A 14,455-nucleotide genomic window follows, 5' to 3' on the forward strand; every position below is an offset into this window, starting at 1 on the left:
CTCCTTTTTTATTAAAACGATTAATAAAAAACTAATCGAAAATTAAATCCTCACATTTAAATCACAACTCCAGAAAAGGAGTTTAGCTAGCAAGAGCCGACTCATCTTAATATGATTAGCAGAAATTATATTTTTTTATCTTTAATGTAAATTAATTTTCGATTCATTAATCATTAACTACATTCAATTTTAATAGAAACACGTTACACGTCCATAAAAAAGAACCTATAACCCTTTGAAAAAACTAGTCATGAAAAATCCCCTTATCATTTCACCGAAAGTAAATCAAATGATTGATTCATCGTGCTTATTTTAACCAACAAGTTAATTGAATAAATAAAAACTCATCATTCATTTCATATATCCACTTTTAATCAGCTTATTCCTTAACGAAAAACTTTATAATACTTCTTTTATTTAATTCATTATTTGGAATGTATCATTGATGTGTAACACTAATGTACAATAAAAAAGCAAATCCAATTGCAATCATCTTAATTAGATGATTGCTTATGTTTTCACTTAACAATAAACTGAGCCTAATAAATTTATAGACAAGAGGTTAACACATGGAAATTAATATCAAGTTATCTGATGACCCACTTTCTCAGCTCTCTGAAAAATCATATGACGCCTTCATTGCTGAGCTGAAAGCTCGTGTTTTAGAAGTCTATCCTGGCAGCTATCTATTGATCACTCATGATAACGGCCCAACGACTTTTCAAACTAAAGGCTTTCATGATGATAACGAAGCACATATTGTTTTACATGAACTTGTCGAAGATGTCTTAAAGCATGGCCATTGGTTAAAACAGTAATTTCCTTGCCAGATTACACCAATAAAACCAGCTGTGAGCCTACATGGGCTCTAGCTGGTTATTTTTAATATCCTCTCGTATTTCGATAACGTTTCCCCTCAAGATTTATTCAAAGTCTGATCAAGATCATACTTAGTCTTATCTATTATCAAAACAAGTTAAATTTGCTTTACCTTTAACCGTTATATGGTAATGTATATAACGTAATTTTCATTTACATTGCTTTTGCTAATTATAGCGGCCAGTATTTATACTGGCTCTTTTTTATGAAATCATGCTAAAAATCCATTCGGCGTCCCCGTTTTAGGTCTAATCTGCTATAGTATTTCTCTAATACTAGATAGAGTTATTATTCATTGAGTGCAAAATAGAGGTATGACTATGAAGCGTTTATTACTGGCTTTTTGCCTGACCCCAGTCCTTGTTATGGCTGATAATGCCCCATTAAATATTAGTGAAATAGCCAACGATTATTGCGAAATCACAGGTCAAGCACTAAGTGAAGCGTACAGCACTGACAAAACTAGCAGTGAGTTAACTCAAGCAACCATTGCTAAACTGAAAAGTGAAAATGTCGACCTCAAGCAATTAGCCACTGTTGAGTCAGACCTACGCGAAAATCTAACTTCAGCGATTGATGCCATACGCAGCAATAAATCTAAGTTTGCTAATGAAGCTGACTTCAATAAATCATTAAATGATTCTGTTTCAGCTTGTAAAATTCAAACTGAACTTCTTTTGAATAAATCTTAATCATTTAATTTTCTAGTAAAAAAGCGCTCAAACTAAAATTTGAGCGTTTTTTTATCAATTAGTTTGTTTTTTAACACACAACTGTTCAATCGAGAATTGTAATTCCGGTGTCTCACTTATAATCAGTTGCCCGTGTTCAGAGAAACGCCCATCTTTAATACTTACATTCGCAACAAATGGCAGAGAGTTTTCTTGAGAAGGTAAACGGTATAAACCACAAACTCGATAACTTTCGCCTTCCTTGAACTCACTTTTTTGTGCTATTTCCACATCACTAAACTCAACCACTGATGAGTTGCCGAGTTTTTTTTCCACCATGCTTTGGGCTTCATTTTTGACATCTGAATCACCAATACTCGTATAAGAATGGTATGCAAATACTCCTAAAGCCAATAGCAATACTATCAATAATTTTGTTTTTATACGCTTCAACGCATCACCCTTCCTACTTTATGATTAATTAGCTTAGTATAAATGTATTATACCCATTTGAGTAAACAATTTGAGCTTTTAACTCCATTGTTTAATGCTTACCCTAACCAATTGATAACAAGATATAAAAAATATTTTCCAACCCTGATAATTGGCTAGAAAATATCTATCAACATTGATTCAATTTATATTTATTAACTTAGCATTAATAAAAAAAACATTTTTTATTTTCTTAGCTAGTTTTATACTAGTCTCCATACTATTAGACTGATTTAATATATTTTTATGAAAGAAAAAATCGTTAAAAATCTTGTTAACTTAACTCATGGAAACAATAATGATGTTAAAATAGCGGCGATAAATGCATTAGGCGATTATATTTGTTCAATTGAACAAGAAGCCGCTATCGATAGGCTACTTGTTTTATGTGATGATTATAATAAAGACATTGCCGTTGCATCAATTATATCAATCAGTAAACTTGCTAAGTTCTTCAATGAAAAACAATAAAATAAAATCAATAAAAAACCATGAGTTAACGTTAAGTTTATTTTATTAACAAACTATTTTCATTGTGAGGAAATAATGAAATAAAAGTGGCTGAATTATGGTTTATTCATTTAGATAAGTAAATGCAATTGAATTAATTAATTACAATGGCAAAATGATAATTAATAAATATCTAAAGGAGATATCATATGAATATATTAAAGCCATTAATTCTTAGTGCGAGTTTAATCGCTATTAGCTTTTCGACACTCGCTTACCCAGGGGATGGTAATGGTTCATGGCACCGTGGCGGATACCAAAACCAACACCAATATAATGATAGGCCTTGCGATAATTATCGTCACTCTAATTATGCAAATCGTCACCGTGGAATGATGCAGTATTCAACATCTATTCAAACTGCTCAACCAGATGAAACACTGAAAAAAATCGCTGCAGATGCACCTAAAGGAGAAAATGGTAAACAGTATATGGTTAAAGTTGCAGTTGTAGAAATTACACCTAATGCCCCTGTGCAAGGCCAATAATCTTTACCAAGGGTAGAAAAATACTACCCTTTTTTATATATCCTCAATAATGCTATAACCCGATTGGTTGCCCTTCACCACCGTAGTATGACAAGCCTTCCCTTTATACTTCCAATAAATTTTCAACAGATAAATCCCCTACACCACTGATACGAATAATTAATCATAAAAAGTAAATAATTATTTACTTTGAGTCAATTTTAAGTAATCTAATGTACTCAAAAAATAATAACTTCAGGGAATAGCTATGGATCGTCGTTCATTTCTTAAATCCAGCTCATTAGTGGCTGGCGGGCTTGCGCTTAATTCATTGTTTAATCATGCGGTTGCACAAAATAGTAATATTGTATTGCCGAGTGAAAAGCACCCATTACTATTGAATTTCAATGAAAATTCATTAGGGATGTCCGAAAATGCTAAAGAAGCTATCATCAAGGCATTACCTAATGCATTCCGCTACCCTGATGATGCTCGTGCTGAATTACAGCAGAATATTGGCGAGCTCTACAGTTTATCTGATAAGCACATTACTATAGGCAATGGTTCATCTGAAACCATTCAAGCCGCTGTTGCCATGTTGGCTGCTAAAGCAAATAAACTCGGTAAAAAAATTCAATTAGTCACCCCAGATCCAACATTCAATTATACAGAACTCTATTCTCTTCCATTGAATATAGCGATAACGAAAGTTCCTTTAAAAACCGATTTATCATTTGATTTAGAAAAAATGAAACAAGCCGCTGATAATTTTGACGGTTTATCCATGGTCTATATTTGTAATCCGAATAATCCGACGGCAATGATCACACCTTATAGCCAGCTTGATAAGTGGATGAGTAAAGAGTCTGACAACACATTTTTTATCGTTGATGAGGCTTATGCTGAATTTGTTGAAGACTCGGACTTTACAAGTGCTATTGAGTTAGTCAAAAAAGGCCAAAATAACTTGATTGTCACACGCACCTTCTCAAAAATTTTCGCCTTAGCAGGCTTAAGAGTCGGCTATGGGGTCGCAACTCCCGAAGTTATTGCTGCTGTAGATACGTTTTTATCTATTGATAATACTAATACAGCAGGTGCGGTTGCTGCGATTGCATCACTGAAGGATAAATCATTTATTCAATACAGCCTAAAATCCAACAATATATCGAGAAAAATCGTAGAAAAAGCATTAAACGAAATCGGGCTAGAATATGCTCCATCACAAGCTAACTTTATTTTCCATAAGGTTAAAGGGGACGTAAAAACCTATCAACAACGTATGGCTGATGCGCATGTCATGGTAGGTCGTGAATTTCCACCCGCGGTTGGCTGGAATAGATTAACGCTAGGAACCCCCGAGGAAATGCAGCAATTTGTTGTGATACTAAAACAATTCCATGAAAAAGGATGGGTATAAATTAAGTTCAATCCAAAAAGAGCAGCTCAAGCCGCTCTTTTTGTTAAAATGGCCCCTTAAATATAAAAAAGGCCCCCGCAAAAATAAGAATAAAACCTATCAAATGGTTAATTGTAAAACTTTCACCTAAATACAATACGGAGAAAAGAACAAAAACACAGAGTGTTATCACCTCTTGCATTGTTTTCAATTCAGCTGCACTGTAGTACTGATGCCCTAACCGGTTAGCTGGCACTGCAAAACAGTATTCAACCAATGCAATTAACCAGCTAAAGAAAATAACAATATACAGTGGCTTTGTTGTGAATTTTAAATGCCCATACCAAGCAAACATCATAAATACATTTGAAACAACAAGTAATAATACTGGGTAGAATTTAGTTAACATGCTGATTTAATAGATAAATAATAAGTAATCGATATTATGGAATTAAAGGTAACACATTCCAATGTGCTCCGGCAAATCCCGTCACTTTTCATATCATAAATTTAAACGTATTTAGCAATCATTACGAGGTAATAATGAATATTAAATATGAATTAATGACACAATCAGATTGTCATGCTGTAGCTCAATTATTGCAATCTAATTCTGAATCCCAGCAAGGTGGGTTACTCGGTGAATATCCTCAAGCCAAAGTTAACGCAATGTTTGCAGGAAGCCTAACCACCATTATTGGTCGGGATGGAAATAAAATTGTCGCGGTCGTATTTAGCTTTGACTCTCACTCTTTATCTTTACCACCTATAGCTCATTTTATTATTAAACAACATACAAACATTATACAAGGTAACTGGCTTTATGGCCCTGTTTGTATTGATAATGCTCATAGGGGAAAAAATATTCTCAAGACTCTTTTTGATGAAATTTGTTCTTACAATCAAGGAAAGCCCGTTGCTTTTATCAATGCAGATAATCTTAGGTCTCTTTTCGCACATAAAAAAATAGGCATGAGTAATGTCACTGATTTTGAATTTGATGGCACAACATATCATCTAATGGTCGGAAATTAAAAGTGTACCAATAAGTACATTTCTAGTTTCAACTTGCTTATTTTTTGCTACACTGTGACAAATTATTGTATACAGAGGTACATTTATGACCGATTACACGAGTGCAAATCAAAAGGCATGGGATAAACAAGCAGAATCCCAACTTGCTTGGTCAAAACCTGTTGATTCCAAAACTATCCATGATGCCAAGCAAGGTAAATGGCAGGTTCATTTAACGCCAACACCTGTTGACGCAGCTTGGCTAGGCGATATAAAAGATAAAAAAATTCTCTGCTTAGCGTCAGCGGGTGGGCAACAAGCCCCGGTACTCGCAGCTGCGGGCGCAAATGTGACTGTGTTTGATTTTTCTCAGAAACAACTTGAGCAAGACAAAATGGTAGCAGAAAGGGATGATTTAACATTAGAGATTGTTCAAGGTGACATGCGCTCATTACACATGTTTGCGGATGCAACCTTTGACATTATATTCCACCCTATTTCTAATTTATATATTCCAGATGTTAACCCTGTCTGGCAAGAATGCCACCGTGTGTTAAAAACCAATGGGCGCCTATTATCCAGCTTTTATAACCCAATTCTTTTTATTGGCAAACGAGATAAACACTATGACGAGCAAGGCATAATAAAACCAAGTTATACTATGCCATACTCCGAGCTATCCACTTTATCAGCAGAGCAAATAGCACAGAAACAGGAAAGACAAGAAGCTTTTGTATTTGGTCACTCACTGACAGACTTAATAGGTGGGCAAATAAAAGCAGGCTTTTCTATCACAGGTTTTAAAGAAGATTGGCAACCTAATCCACGGTTCGTTATTGATAATTATCTACCAACATTCCTAACGACAATGGCAATTAAAACCAATTAATTATTAACGCTCGTTGTGTTAACCACTCAACGAGCGATCATTAACTTAGCTTCTTTTACAGTACCTATCCCATACAGCTTCAAATTGTTCTGCGGGGATAATATCATCAGTTTTTTCCACAAAAGGAATGGATATCATTACCTTACCAGCTCTATTTTTGTGAAGCCTAATGATAAATCTTTTATAGCCATGAGGTAATTCATTTTCAAAGCCAAAGACTTCACCGCAATAATAGCCCGTTTCATCCCCTTCTTCACTTTTCGTCAATACATAATATTGAACATTTTTATAATTAGCTGCTGATGGGTAAGCAAGAAAATCTTCAACAGAGCTTTTAACCCGACTCTCTGTATCTAATTCAGGATCAAGTGAAACTTCAGTCATAATTCCTGCAATATATGCGCACCCAGCTACTAACAGTAACACTAAGGCTCTTAATAACATTTTAATGATACAGCTCAATAGAAAACACTGGTTATCATTATAGTTAATAATTAATTTTTTGCGACTCTACCCAAGTGTACTTAAGCCGTCAGCTTATCGCACTTCTTTAGTTTTCATTATAGTTTGCAGTTAATTATGTCTCCCAATGTTATCTATTGAGTGAGTTGCCATATATAAACTAATATTGCCGCTGTTATTATCCAAATAACAGTTGCAACACTTAAACTTCCCCAAACTGTGATTTTTGTTGCTAATAAATATACTGTTAATAAATACATTGCATAAGGAATGAGAGACCACAACCCAAACAGTGCAGTTTTTCTTAGAGCTTCCGCTCCTTGCTCTTGTACAACAATAACATGTGCAATTAATGCGAATGTAGGAAAAAGAGGAACTAATCCTGCAATGTAGTAAATTTTACTACGCGAAAATAGTGCAATAACCAACACAGCTAAAGCACCTAAAAGGCATTTAAAGAGTAAAGAAAACATACCGCACTCAATAATTAAATTTTAAACATGGACTATTATTATCACAAATAATCCGTAAGTTAACTGTATTGTCGCTGTCAATGTACAACTACAGTGTCCTTTTCCCACCTTGAATCAGTAAAAACACCTAATTAACTTCAATTTTATGAGCTAAGTCAAATTGTTGGATATAAAGTATCCAGAAATAGTGCCGATACATTTATTCAGTCCCTACGCCTGATGCTTTCGCGTGACTACATATAACTTTTTAGCTATCGGACAGCTTCGATTTGCTCATGGTTAATCACGTTATGTTTAGAAGTCGTATTTAGTATGTGTGAAACATACTATTCGATGGTATGAAAGGAAATAATCAATGATGTCTGGTAATTTAAAAAAAATTAATTTTAGTTCAACTAAGTTCTCTTTTTCTGGTTTTAAGACAACAACTCTAGTCTGGTTTATTTCAGGCCTACTTATCGCCCTTCTTCTTTCAACTTGTTGGTTTTTCTTTAGTTCTTTAAAACAATATCAAGAGACATTAACCAAACTCGATACTATCTATAACGAACAAACTCAACTAAACAATACATGGCAGTCTTTATTACAAGCAAGAAATACATTAAATCGTGCTAGCTCTCGCCATTTATTAGTTATCAATAAGATGAAAACATCAAATACTGACATAGATAGTCTCATCGCGTTTTATCATAAAAAAATAGCTGAAACGGGTAATTATTGGGATGCATTTACAACCGTTTCCATCTACAAAAATAGTGACCAATTTGCTGAGTTAGAAAAATCATATAACGCGTTATACGCTGCATTAAATGAGCTTTCCGTATTTTTAGTTCAAGGAAAAACATATGACTTTTTAAACCAGCCGACTCAGGGATTTCAGGACACATTTGAGAAAAACTACGTAAAATATCATCAACAATTAAATAGTAGCTATCATGATATTGCTCTAGCAAGTGAGCAACTGTATAAACAAAGTTTGATTGGCTTAATCGTTACTATCTCAATCGTTATCCTCGTAACTCTGTTCATTCGCTTTATTCTACAGCTTTTCTTTATTCGCCCACTAAACCAAGTTATTGATGGTATTGAAAAAGTTAGCCATGGCGTTTTATACCATAGCTTTGATAACAAAGGTTTATATGAAATCAAATTACTTAAACAGCATGTATCTAATATGCAAAGTAAATTGATTGATATCGTCAAAAATATTTATGACAACACTCACCATATAAAAGTTGAGCTGAGTGATATCACTCAGATGAATCACGACCTTTCTATTCGAGCAGATCAACAAGCCGCTGCCATTGTTGAAACAGCAGCCAGCGTCGAAGAACTCGATTCCTCTTTTAAATTGAATACCGCTCACACTAATCAATCGTGCAAATTGATGTCAGAGACGAGTATAACAATTGATAAGAGTAATGAACTTATCTCTGATGTTGTTGAAAATATGGATGATATTGTCGATTTTTCGAAAGAAATTAGCAAAATTACTTCAACCATTGATAATATTGCGTTTCAAACTAATTTATTAGCATTGAATGCCGCTGTAGAGGCAGCTAGAGTGGGTGAACATGGCAAAGGGTTTGCAGTCGTCGCAAATGAAGTCCGCGAATTATCAATTAGTTGCACTCAAGCATCCAAAGAAATCAAGCTATTAATTAATAATTCAAATGATAAAATTAATCACTGTTTCCAGTTAGCCGCTGATGCAAATGACAATATTGTTTCAATTGCACAAGATACATCTAATATCAATGAGATGATCCAAAGTGTTGCGCTTGCCTCAAATGAACAAACCCATGGTGTTAGCCAAATACACCTAGCAATCAATGAATTAGACAACACTACACAAGCGAATGCAACCATGACTCGTGAATTGCAATCGTCCTTAAGAGCTTTGGAGTCCCAATCAGATTTATTAGAGGCTATTATTTCTATTTTTCACATTGAACCCAAAAGTGAACATGAAATAGATAGTGATACTCCCCAAGAGGCTAAAACTAAAAAAGTAAAACAATCTATCTAGCAAAGTATAACATTTCATTTAGGGGGTTGACTTTCTTTGGTCACCTCCAACATTTTTATCTTTTCTCTATTACTCCCTCCACGTTATCAATTTTTATTACTATGTTTTATAGCCATTTAATACTTTTTAGCGTTTATCTGATATAACAGATTACAATTACTTCTATGAAATCTGAGTTCATGATGACAATAAAAATTACTGTTCTTGTCGATAATAATACCCTGATTGATAGTTATTTCTGCGGTGAACCTGGAGTCTGCTACTATATCGAGGCCGATGATAAAAAAATATTATTCGATACCGGCTATTCAGATATATTTATTGATAATGCACACATTTTACATATTGACCTTGCAAATATCACTGACTTGGTTCTTTCTCACGGTCACAACGACCATACATGGGGCTTAAGTCACTTAATCCAATATTTTGACCGTCGTAACATTGAAACACCTGAAGCGAAGCATCTGGTATACCACCCGGATGCCTTAATTCCTAAAAAATTTCAATCTAAAGTCATCGGAACAAATACATCTAAAGATATTTTAGCGTCCTACTTCAATTTAATAGAAGCGACTAAGCCTTATTATCTTTCTGAAAACATCGTATTTTTAGGCCAAATTCCTAGAATTAATAGCTTTGAAGGAAAAGAGCCAATTGGTACGACCCTGGACTTCAATCATAATATCGTTGACGACTATGTATTTGATGATTCAGCACTTGCAATTAAAACGACGGAAGGCCTAATTGTCGTAACTGGTTGCTCTCATTCTGGAATTTGCAATATCACTGAATATGCAAAACATGTAACTGGAATAAATAACATTGTCACCGTGATAGGCGGGTTTCATTTACAACAAGCTTCAAAAGAGGTTTTGGAACAGACGGGGAATTACTTTCACCAACAGGATTTAAAATTTATACACCCATGTCATTGTACAGATCTCAACGCAAAAATACATTTAGCAAAATATGCGCCCGTACAAGAAGTCGGTACTGGATTACAACTAATTTACCCAAGTTAAACACTGTATGTAATCAAGGTAAAATCTTGTTTCTTATTAGACTTTACCTAAATTAGTAATATTAAATACCTTACAAATAATGAAGGTTTAAGTTCTTGAGCCTAAATCTTCATCCTTACTACTGCCTTTAATCATTCTTGTCATTTCTTCGCAACGGATAATTTTCCCATCTTCTATTTGAAAACAGGCAAATACCTCAAATTCACTTATTGAGCCATCTTTTTTAGTTGCTTTTGCCAAATGTTGAGTATGAACACACCCATCTCCCTCAGCGATAGATTTAATAGTAATAACAATCGACTCAGTGGCCTGCTTCAATACCTGTAAGTGTGCAATAAACTCATTAAAATCAATTTGCTTTCCATCAACAACTTGGATGTATTTATCTGAAAAATATTGTCTAGCCACAGACAATGAACCTATGTCCTCACCCAATACTGCGTTTAGTGCTTGTGTAACCCTCTGTGAATTAGTCATATTTTATCCCTTATCATAAAAATATCATTTTTAATTGTTATGGGTGTATTATTTTGTATTTCAAGTCAAAATTGAATTTATTATCTTTTAAACTTCACATTTATATTATCTTTCGATGATTTATCATTTGTCCGTGATTTAATCTGAAAGATAGTGCTTAATTTTATGCATTTTATCCCTTTTCTATATCACGATAACTTTTTGGGTAAACAACCAAAAACTCATTTTATGCATAATTAGATCCCCTATAAAAAAATTCACTTTTATGCTTACTCCGATTTGGATTAAGGCTTAAGAACTGGTATTATTTAGTGGTCTATCTAAGCAATAGGCGCCTTATAATAATAACTATAAATATACATTTCCATTAGATACCCCTGCTTGCAGGGGCTTTTTTTTGCTAAACAATGATATAGATTGAAAAAGTCATTTTCAATGACATATCCTAATTGCCAACCTTATATCCCAGCCCCATATTTTTGAGCATAGTGAGAACACCTTAACTAAACGTCTAGTCAGCTTAAGCAAGTTATTAATACTTTATTTGTTGGTTCATTAAATTATCAATAAAAGATAGCATTATATTTACTCTATTACACAATGGGTTATGCTAATATCGTGTTTGTACTGCTCATTAAATTTAAACCAATGAGTAAGGTACATTCGGAAAATTTAAGATATCTATTTAGAACTCGGAAAAATAAATGCCAATTAAAAATACCGGCTCAATTGAGCAAGATATTCTGGTGTATCTTGTCAATTCTTTCACACAAAATAACACTGGTGGTAACCCTGCAGGTATCGTCCTAAATCCGCCAGTACTCAGCACTTCACAAAAAATTGCTATTGCGCAACAAGTTGGTTTTTCAGAAACAGCATTTGTCTATAATGGTGAAGAGACTGATTTTAAAGTGGAGTTCTATACCACTGAAGGTGAAGTCGATTTCTGTGGTCATGCAACATTAGCGGTGTTTTTCACTTTAGCTTCACTTAAGCTAATTTCTTCTGGCTGTTACACCCAAAAAACCAAAGCCGGTATTCTAAGTGTATCTGTTAGCCCAAACAATATCGTTATGGAGCAGGCGCTACCAACCTTAAGAAATGGGCCTAATATCAATGAAGTTGCAACAGCTCTTGGCATAACGAGTGAAATTATTACTGAAACAGGCTTACCTATTATGATAGTTTCAACTGGGTTACCTGACATTATTATTCCAGTGAATACAGGCTATTTAGATTTACTGCAGCCTAATTATGAAGCAATAACGGAAATCAGCAGAGAATCAAATGCTATCGGCTTCCATGTGTTTGAGTTAAGTCACACTCGCTCAGTCACAGCGCATTGTCGAAATTTTGCACCGCTCTATGGGATCAATGAGGAATCGGCAACAGGCAGCGCTAGTGGAGCACTTGGCTGCTATTTGGTCAATTATGTCTTACCGAATGAAACGCAATTTCTATTTGAGCAAGGCCGTGCGATGGGATGCCCCTCCTCGATTCATGTAACCATTAACTCACAAGCAAAAAATATCACTCAAGTGAAAGTTGGTGGCCAAGCAGCCATGATCGATACGCAAATGATACACATTTAACAAAGAATACAATATGTTCAGCTACATAAGTTATGATTTATTTAATAAAAAATAAGGCTAGCAAATGCAATATAATAGCCATGTTTTAATACCATTCCCTCGATTATTTATCATCGCTAAAAAGCTTAACTAACTAGTATAGAAACTTTTCCCAAGGATGGGATAGCCCTGCATATAATAAATGACTATGCCGTTAACCTATAACTATCTTCAATTAGTCCCTTAATTTCATCATCGGTAAGACTCCCTGGTATCTTTATCGTAATCCAATGCTCTTTATTCATATGATAAGCTGGATAAATATCATCCTTTAATCTCAATGAACCAATGAGCTCCGGTGGGGCTTTAAGGTTGACAATATTAACTATCTCTTCATTCTTATTTGGATCTAATTTACGAGATGAAATACGCATAATAACTGCAAACCATTTTGTATTGTTTTTTCGCCTAAAAACAAGATAATCAGGGTACTTTGCCCACGGACTATCAGGATCCACACCATAATTATTCTGAATATAATCAATCAATTCACTACGGTTCATTTGATCATCCCATTTCAATAATAAACTTCAGTAATATCACCTAACCTCATTATTGTATGCCGTCTCATCGACCTTGTAACTCTTCTTCTAAAACTTTATTAGGCCATAAGAGTCAAGCGATGACCGATAAATATCATGATGATCGTAGGAAAAATTGGCAGGTTTAAGCTATAAAATAACAATTGTTTTGTAGAAGAGTTTTGCAGAAGAATTTTTCTAGACAATAAAAAACGGGAACTATTAAGCCCCCGTTATTAATCACACCACGTAATAAATTACATGTGTTTAATGATTGCGTCACCGAATTCACTACATTTCAGTAACTTAGCGCCTTCTAATTGACGTTCGAAGTCATAAGTTACTGTCTTAGCTTCGATTGCGCCTTCCATACCTTTAACGATTAGGTCAGCCGCTTCAGTCCAGCCCATGTGGCGTAGCATCATCTCAGCAGAGAGAATGATAGAGCCTGGGTTTACCTTGTCTTGGCCCGCATATTTTGGTGCAGTACCGTGCGTTGCTTCGAATAATGCACACTCAGAACCAATATTCGCACCTGGAGCAATACCGATACCACCAACTTGTGCTGCTAATGCATCAGAAATGTAGTCACCATTTAGGTTCATACACGCGATAACATCGTATTCAGCTGGGCGCAGCAGGATTTGTTGTAAGAAAGCATCTGCAATAACATCTTTAACAATGATATCTTTGCCTGTTTTAGGGTTTTTAATTTTAACCCATGGGCCGCCATCTAATAATTCACCACCGAATTCCTCTTGTGCTAATTGGTATCCCCAATCTTTAAATGCACCTTCAGTGAATTTCATAATGTTACCTTTATGAACTAAAGTCACTGAATCACGGCCGTTATCAATAGCATATTCAATAGCTGCACGAACTAAACGCTTTGTACCTTCTTCAGAACAAGGCTTAATACCAATACCACAATCTTGTGGGAAACGGATTTTAGTCACACCCATTTCATCTTTCAGGAATTTAATAACTTTGTCTGCTTCTGCACTACCCGCTTTCCACTCAATACCTGCATAGATATCTTCAGAGTTTTCACGGAAAATAACCATATCCGTCAATTCAGGTTGTTTAACTGGGCTTGGAGTGCCTTTATAGTAGCGAACAGGACGTAAACAGATATACAGGTCAAGTTGTTGACGTAGTGCAACGTTCAGGGAACGAATACCACCACCAACAGGAGTTGTTAAAGGACCTTTAATTGAAACACGGTAATCACGGATTAAATCGAGGGTTTCTTCTGGTAACCAAACATCTTTACCATAAATTTGTGTAGATTTTTCACCGGTGTAAACTTCCATCCAAGAAATTTTGCGCTCACCGTTGTAGGCTTTTTTAACTGCCGCATCAACCACTTTTAACATTGCTGGTGTAACATCGATACCAATGCCGTCACCTTCGATATAAGGGATAATTGGGTTGTTCGGAACGTTTAGTTTGCCTTTTGCATCAATGGTAATTTTAGCGCCTTCTGCCGGAACTACTACTTTGCTTTCCATTAACC

The 14,455-nt window shown here is 34.9% G+C and carries 17 protein-coding genes; 10 read left to right on the forward strand and 7 right to left on the reverse strand.

Features of this window, described 5'->3' with window-relative positions; all coding sequences use genetic code 11:
• Positions 1–569 precede the first annotated feature (569 nt).
• Together PR800_RS05800 and PR800_RS05805 are read left to right on the forward strand one after the other, a co-directional pair.
• Positions 570–818, forward strand: a complete 249-nt coding sequence (locus PR800_RS05800; RefSeq protein WP_102139801.1) for a DinI-like family protein — start codon at positions 570–572, stop codon at positions 816–818.
• 381 nt (positions 819–1,199) lie between these two features.
• A complete protein-coding gene (locus tag PR800_RS05805; protein WP_102139800.1) occupies positions 1,200–1,571 on the forward strand; it encodes a hypothetical protein in 372 nt (123 codons plus the stop codon).
• 54 nt (positions 1,572–1,625) lie between these two features.
• Here PR800_RS05805 and PR800_RS05810 read toward each other — a convergent pair whose 3' ends face one another.
• Positions 1,626–2,003: a hypothetical protein gene (locus tag PR800_RS05810; RefSeq protein WP_102139799.1), complete on the reverse strand. Its 378-nt coding sequence runs from the start codon at positions 2,001–2,003 to the stop codon at positions 1,626–1,628.
• Positions 2,004–2,288: 285 nt separating this feature from the next.
• Between PR800_RS05810 and PR800_RS05815 the strand changes: the two genes are divergently transcribed.
• The 3 genes from PR800_RS05815 (at position 2,289) to PR800_RS05825 (ending at position 4,439) form a co-directional block, all read left to right on the forward strand.
• Complete coding sequence (locus PR800_RS05815) at positions 2,289–2,513, forward strand: hypothetical protein (RefSeq protein ID WP_094960468.1); 225 nt, start codon at positions 2,289–2,291, stop codon at positions 2,511–2,513.
• A gap of 188 nt (positions 2,514–2,701) precedes the next feature.
• A complete protein-coding gene (locus PR800_RS05820; protein ID WP_206276372.1) occupies positions 2,702–3,040 on the forward strand; it encodes a hypothetical protein in 339 nt (112 codons plus the stop codon).
• A gap of 247 nt (positions 3,041–3,287) precedes the next feature.
• On the forward strand, positions 3,288–4,439 hold the full coding sequence (locus tag PR800_RS05825) for a pyridoxal phosphate-dependent aminotransferase (protein WP_166264756.1): 1,152 nt from the start codon (positions 3,288–3,290) through the stop codon (positions 4,437–4,439).
• Positions 4,440–4,482: 43 nt separating this feature from the next.
• Here PR800_RS05825 and PR800_RS05830 read toward each other — a convergent pair whose 3' ends face one another.
• A complete protein-coding gene (locus tag PR800_RS05830) occupies positions 4,483–4,827 on the reverse strand; it encodes a DMT family protein (protein ID WP_102139795.1) in 345 nt (114 codons plus the stop codon).
• Positions 4,828–4,961: 134 nt separating this feature from the next.
• On the opposite strand from PR800_RS05830, the gene PR800_RS05835 reads away from it, so the two are divergent.
• On the forward strand, positions 4,962–5,453 hold the full coding sequence (locus PR800_RS05835; protein ID WP_102139794.1) for an N-acetyltransferase: 492 nt from the start codon (positions 4,962–4,964) through the stop codon (positions 5,451–5,453).
• Positions 5,454–5,538: 85 nt separating this feature from the next.
• Entirely contained in the window at positions 5,539–6,321 is a 783-nt protein-coding gene (locus PR800_RS05840; RefSeq protein WP_102139793.1) for a class I SAM-dependent methyltransferase, read from the forward strand.
• A 45-nt stretch (positions 6,322–6,366) separates the two neighbouring features.
• Here the strand turns inward: PR800_RS05840 and PR800_RS05845 are convergent, their stop codons facing one another.
• A complete protein-coding gene (locus PR800_RS05845) occupies positions 6,367–6,705 on the reverse strand; it encodes a hypothetical protein (RefSeq protein WP_229597449.1) in 339 nt (112 codons plus the stop codon).
• A gap of 212 nt (positions 6,706–6,917) precedes the next feature.
• Complete coding sequence (locus PR800_RS05850; protein WP_102139791.1) at positions 6,918–7,256, reverse strand: GlpM family protein; 339 nt, start codon at positions 7,254–7,256, stop codon at positions 6,918–6,920.
• A gap of 355 nt (positions 7,257–7,611) precedes the next feature.
• Here PR800_RS05850 and PR800_RS05855 point away from each other — a divergent pair, with 355 nt between their 5' ends.
• Entirely contained in the window at positions 7,612–9,285 is a 1,674-nt protein-coding gene (locus tag PR800_RS05855) for a methyl-accepting chemotaxis protein (protein ID WP_102139790.1), read from the forward strand.
• A 182-nt stretch (positions 9,286–9,467) separates the two neighbouring features.
• Positions 9,468–10,310 (forward strand): MBL fold metallo-hydrolase, encoded by an 843-nt coding sequence (locus tag PR800_RS05860; protein WP_102139847.1) that lies wholly within the window; start codon positions 9,468–9,470, stop codon positions 10,308–10,310.
• A gap of 87 nt (positions 10,311–10,397) precedes the next feature.
• On the opposite strand, the gene PR800_RS05865 is transcribed toward PR800_RS05860, so the two are convergent.
• A complete protein-coding gene (locus PR800_RS05865) occupies positions 10,398–10,787 on the reverse strand; it encodes a nuclear transport factor 2 family protein (protein WP_166264754.1) in 390 nt (129 codons plus the stop codon).
• A gap of 704 nt (positions 10,788–11,491) precedes the next feature.
• On the opposite strand from PR800_RS05865, the gene PR800_RS05870 reads away from it, so the two are divergent.
• Entirely contained in the window at positions 11,492–12,379 is an 888-nt protein-coding gene (locus PR800_RS05870) for a PhzF family phenazine biosynthesis protein (RefSeq protein ID WP_272530381.1), read from the forward strand.
• A gap of 185 nt (positions 12,380–12,564) precedes the next feature.
• Here PR800_RS05870 and PR800_RS05875 read toward each other — a convergent pair whose 3' ends face one another.
• On the reverse strand, positions 12,565–12,921 hold the full coding sequence (locus PR800_RS05875) for an MmcQ/YjbR family DNA-binding protein (protein WP_166264752.1): 357 nt from the start codon (positions 12,919–12,921) through the stop codon (positions 12,565–12,567).
• 275 nt (positions 12,922–13,196) lie between these two features.
• Positions 13,197–14,450 carry an NADP-dependent isocitrate dehydrogenase gene (gene icd, locus PR800_RS05880; protein WP_004253371.1) on the reverse strand — a complete coding sequence of 418 codons (1,254 nt, stop codon included), beginning with the start codon at positions 14,448–14,450 and terminating at the stop codon, positions 13,197–13,199.
• Between the last annotated feature and the right edge of the window lie 5 nt (positions 14,451–14,455).

It is taken from the genome of Providencia sp. PROV205, from assembly GCF_028479505.1.
Taxonomy (GTDB): Bacteria; Pseudomonadota; Gammaproteobacteria; order Enterobacterales; family Enterobacteriaceae; genus Providencia; species Providencia huaxiensis.

Excerpts from the sequence above, each read along its gene's own strand:
- PR800_RS05800 (WP_102139801.1), top strand. The coding sequence starts at position 570 with ATGGAAATTAATATCAAGTTATCTGATGACCCACTTTCTCAGCTCTCT.
- PR800_RS05805 (WP_102139800.1), top strand. The coding sequence starts at position 1,200 with ATGAAGCGTTTATTACTGGCTTTTTGCCTGACCCCAGTCCTTGTTATG.
- PR800_RS05815 (WP_094960468.1), top strand. The coding sequence starts at position 2,289 with ATGAAAGAAAAAATCGTTAAAAATCTTGTTAACTTAACTCATGGAAAC.
- PR800_RS05820 (WP_206276372.1), top strand. The coding sequence starts at position 2,702 with ATGAATATATTAAAGCCATTAATTCTTAGTGCGAGTTTAATCGCTATT.
- PR800_RS05825 (WP_166264756.1), top strand. The coding sequence starts at position 3,288 with ATGGATCGTCGTTCATTTCTTAAATCCAGCTCATTAGTGGCTGGCGGG.
- PR800_RS05830 (WP_102139795.1), bottom strand. The coding sequence starts at position 4,827 with ATGTTAACTAAATTCTACCCAGTATTATTACTTGTTGTTTCAAATGTA.
- PR800_RS05835 (WP_102139794.1), top strand. The coding sequence starts at position 4,962 with ATGAATATTAAATATGAATTAATGACACAATCAGATTGTCATGCTGTA.
- PR800_RS05840 (WP_102139793.1), top strand. The coding sequence starts at position 5,539 with ATGACCGATTACACGAGTGCAAATCAAAAGGCATGGGATAAACAAGCA.
- PR800_RS05845 (WP_229597449.1), bottom strand. The coding sequence starts at position 6,705 with ATGACTGAAGTTTCACTTGATCCTGAATTAGATACAGAGAGTCGGGTT.
- PR800_RS05850 (WP_102139791.1), bottom strand. The coding sequence starts at position 7,256 with ATGTTTTCTTTACTCTTTAAATGCCTTTTAGGTGCTTTAGCTGTGTTG.
- PR800_RS05855 (WP_102139790.1), top strand. The coding sequence starts at position 7,612 with ATGATGTCTGGTAATTTAAAAAAAATTAATTTTAGTTCAACTAAGTTC.
- PR800_RS05860 (WP_102139847.1), top strand. The coding sequence starts at position 9,468 with ATGACAATAAAAATTACTGTTCTTGTCGATAATAATACCCTGATTGAT.
- PR800_RS05865 (WP_166264754.1), bottom strand. The coding sequence starts at position 10,787 with ATGACTAATTCACAGAGGGTTACACAAGCACTAAACGCAGTATTGGGT.
- PR800_RS05870 (WP_272530381.1), top strand. The coding sequence starts at position 11,492 with ATGCCAATTAAAAATACCGGCTCAATTGAGCAAGATATTCTGGTGTAT.
- PR800_RS05875 (WP_166264752.1), bottom strand. The coding sequence starts at position 12,921 with ATGAACCGTAGTGAATTGATTGATTATATTCAGAATAATTATGGTGTG.
- icd (WP_004253371.1), bottom strand. The coding sequence starts at position 14,450 with ATGGAAAGCAAAGTAGTAGTTCCGGCAGAAGGCGCTAAAATTACCATT.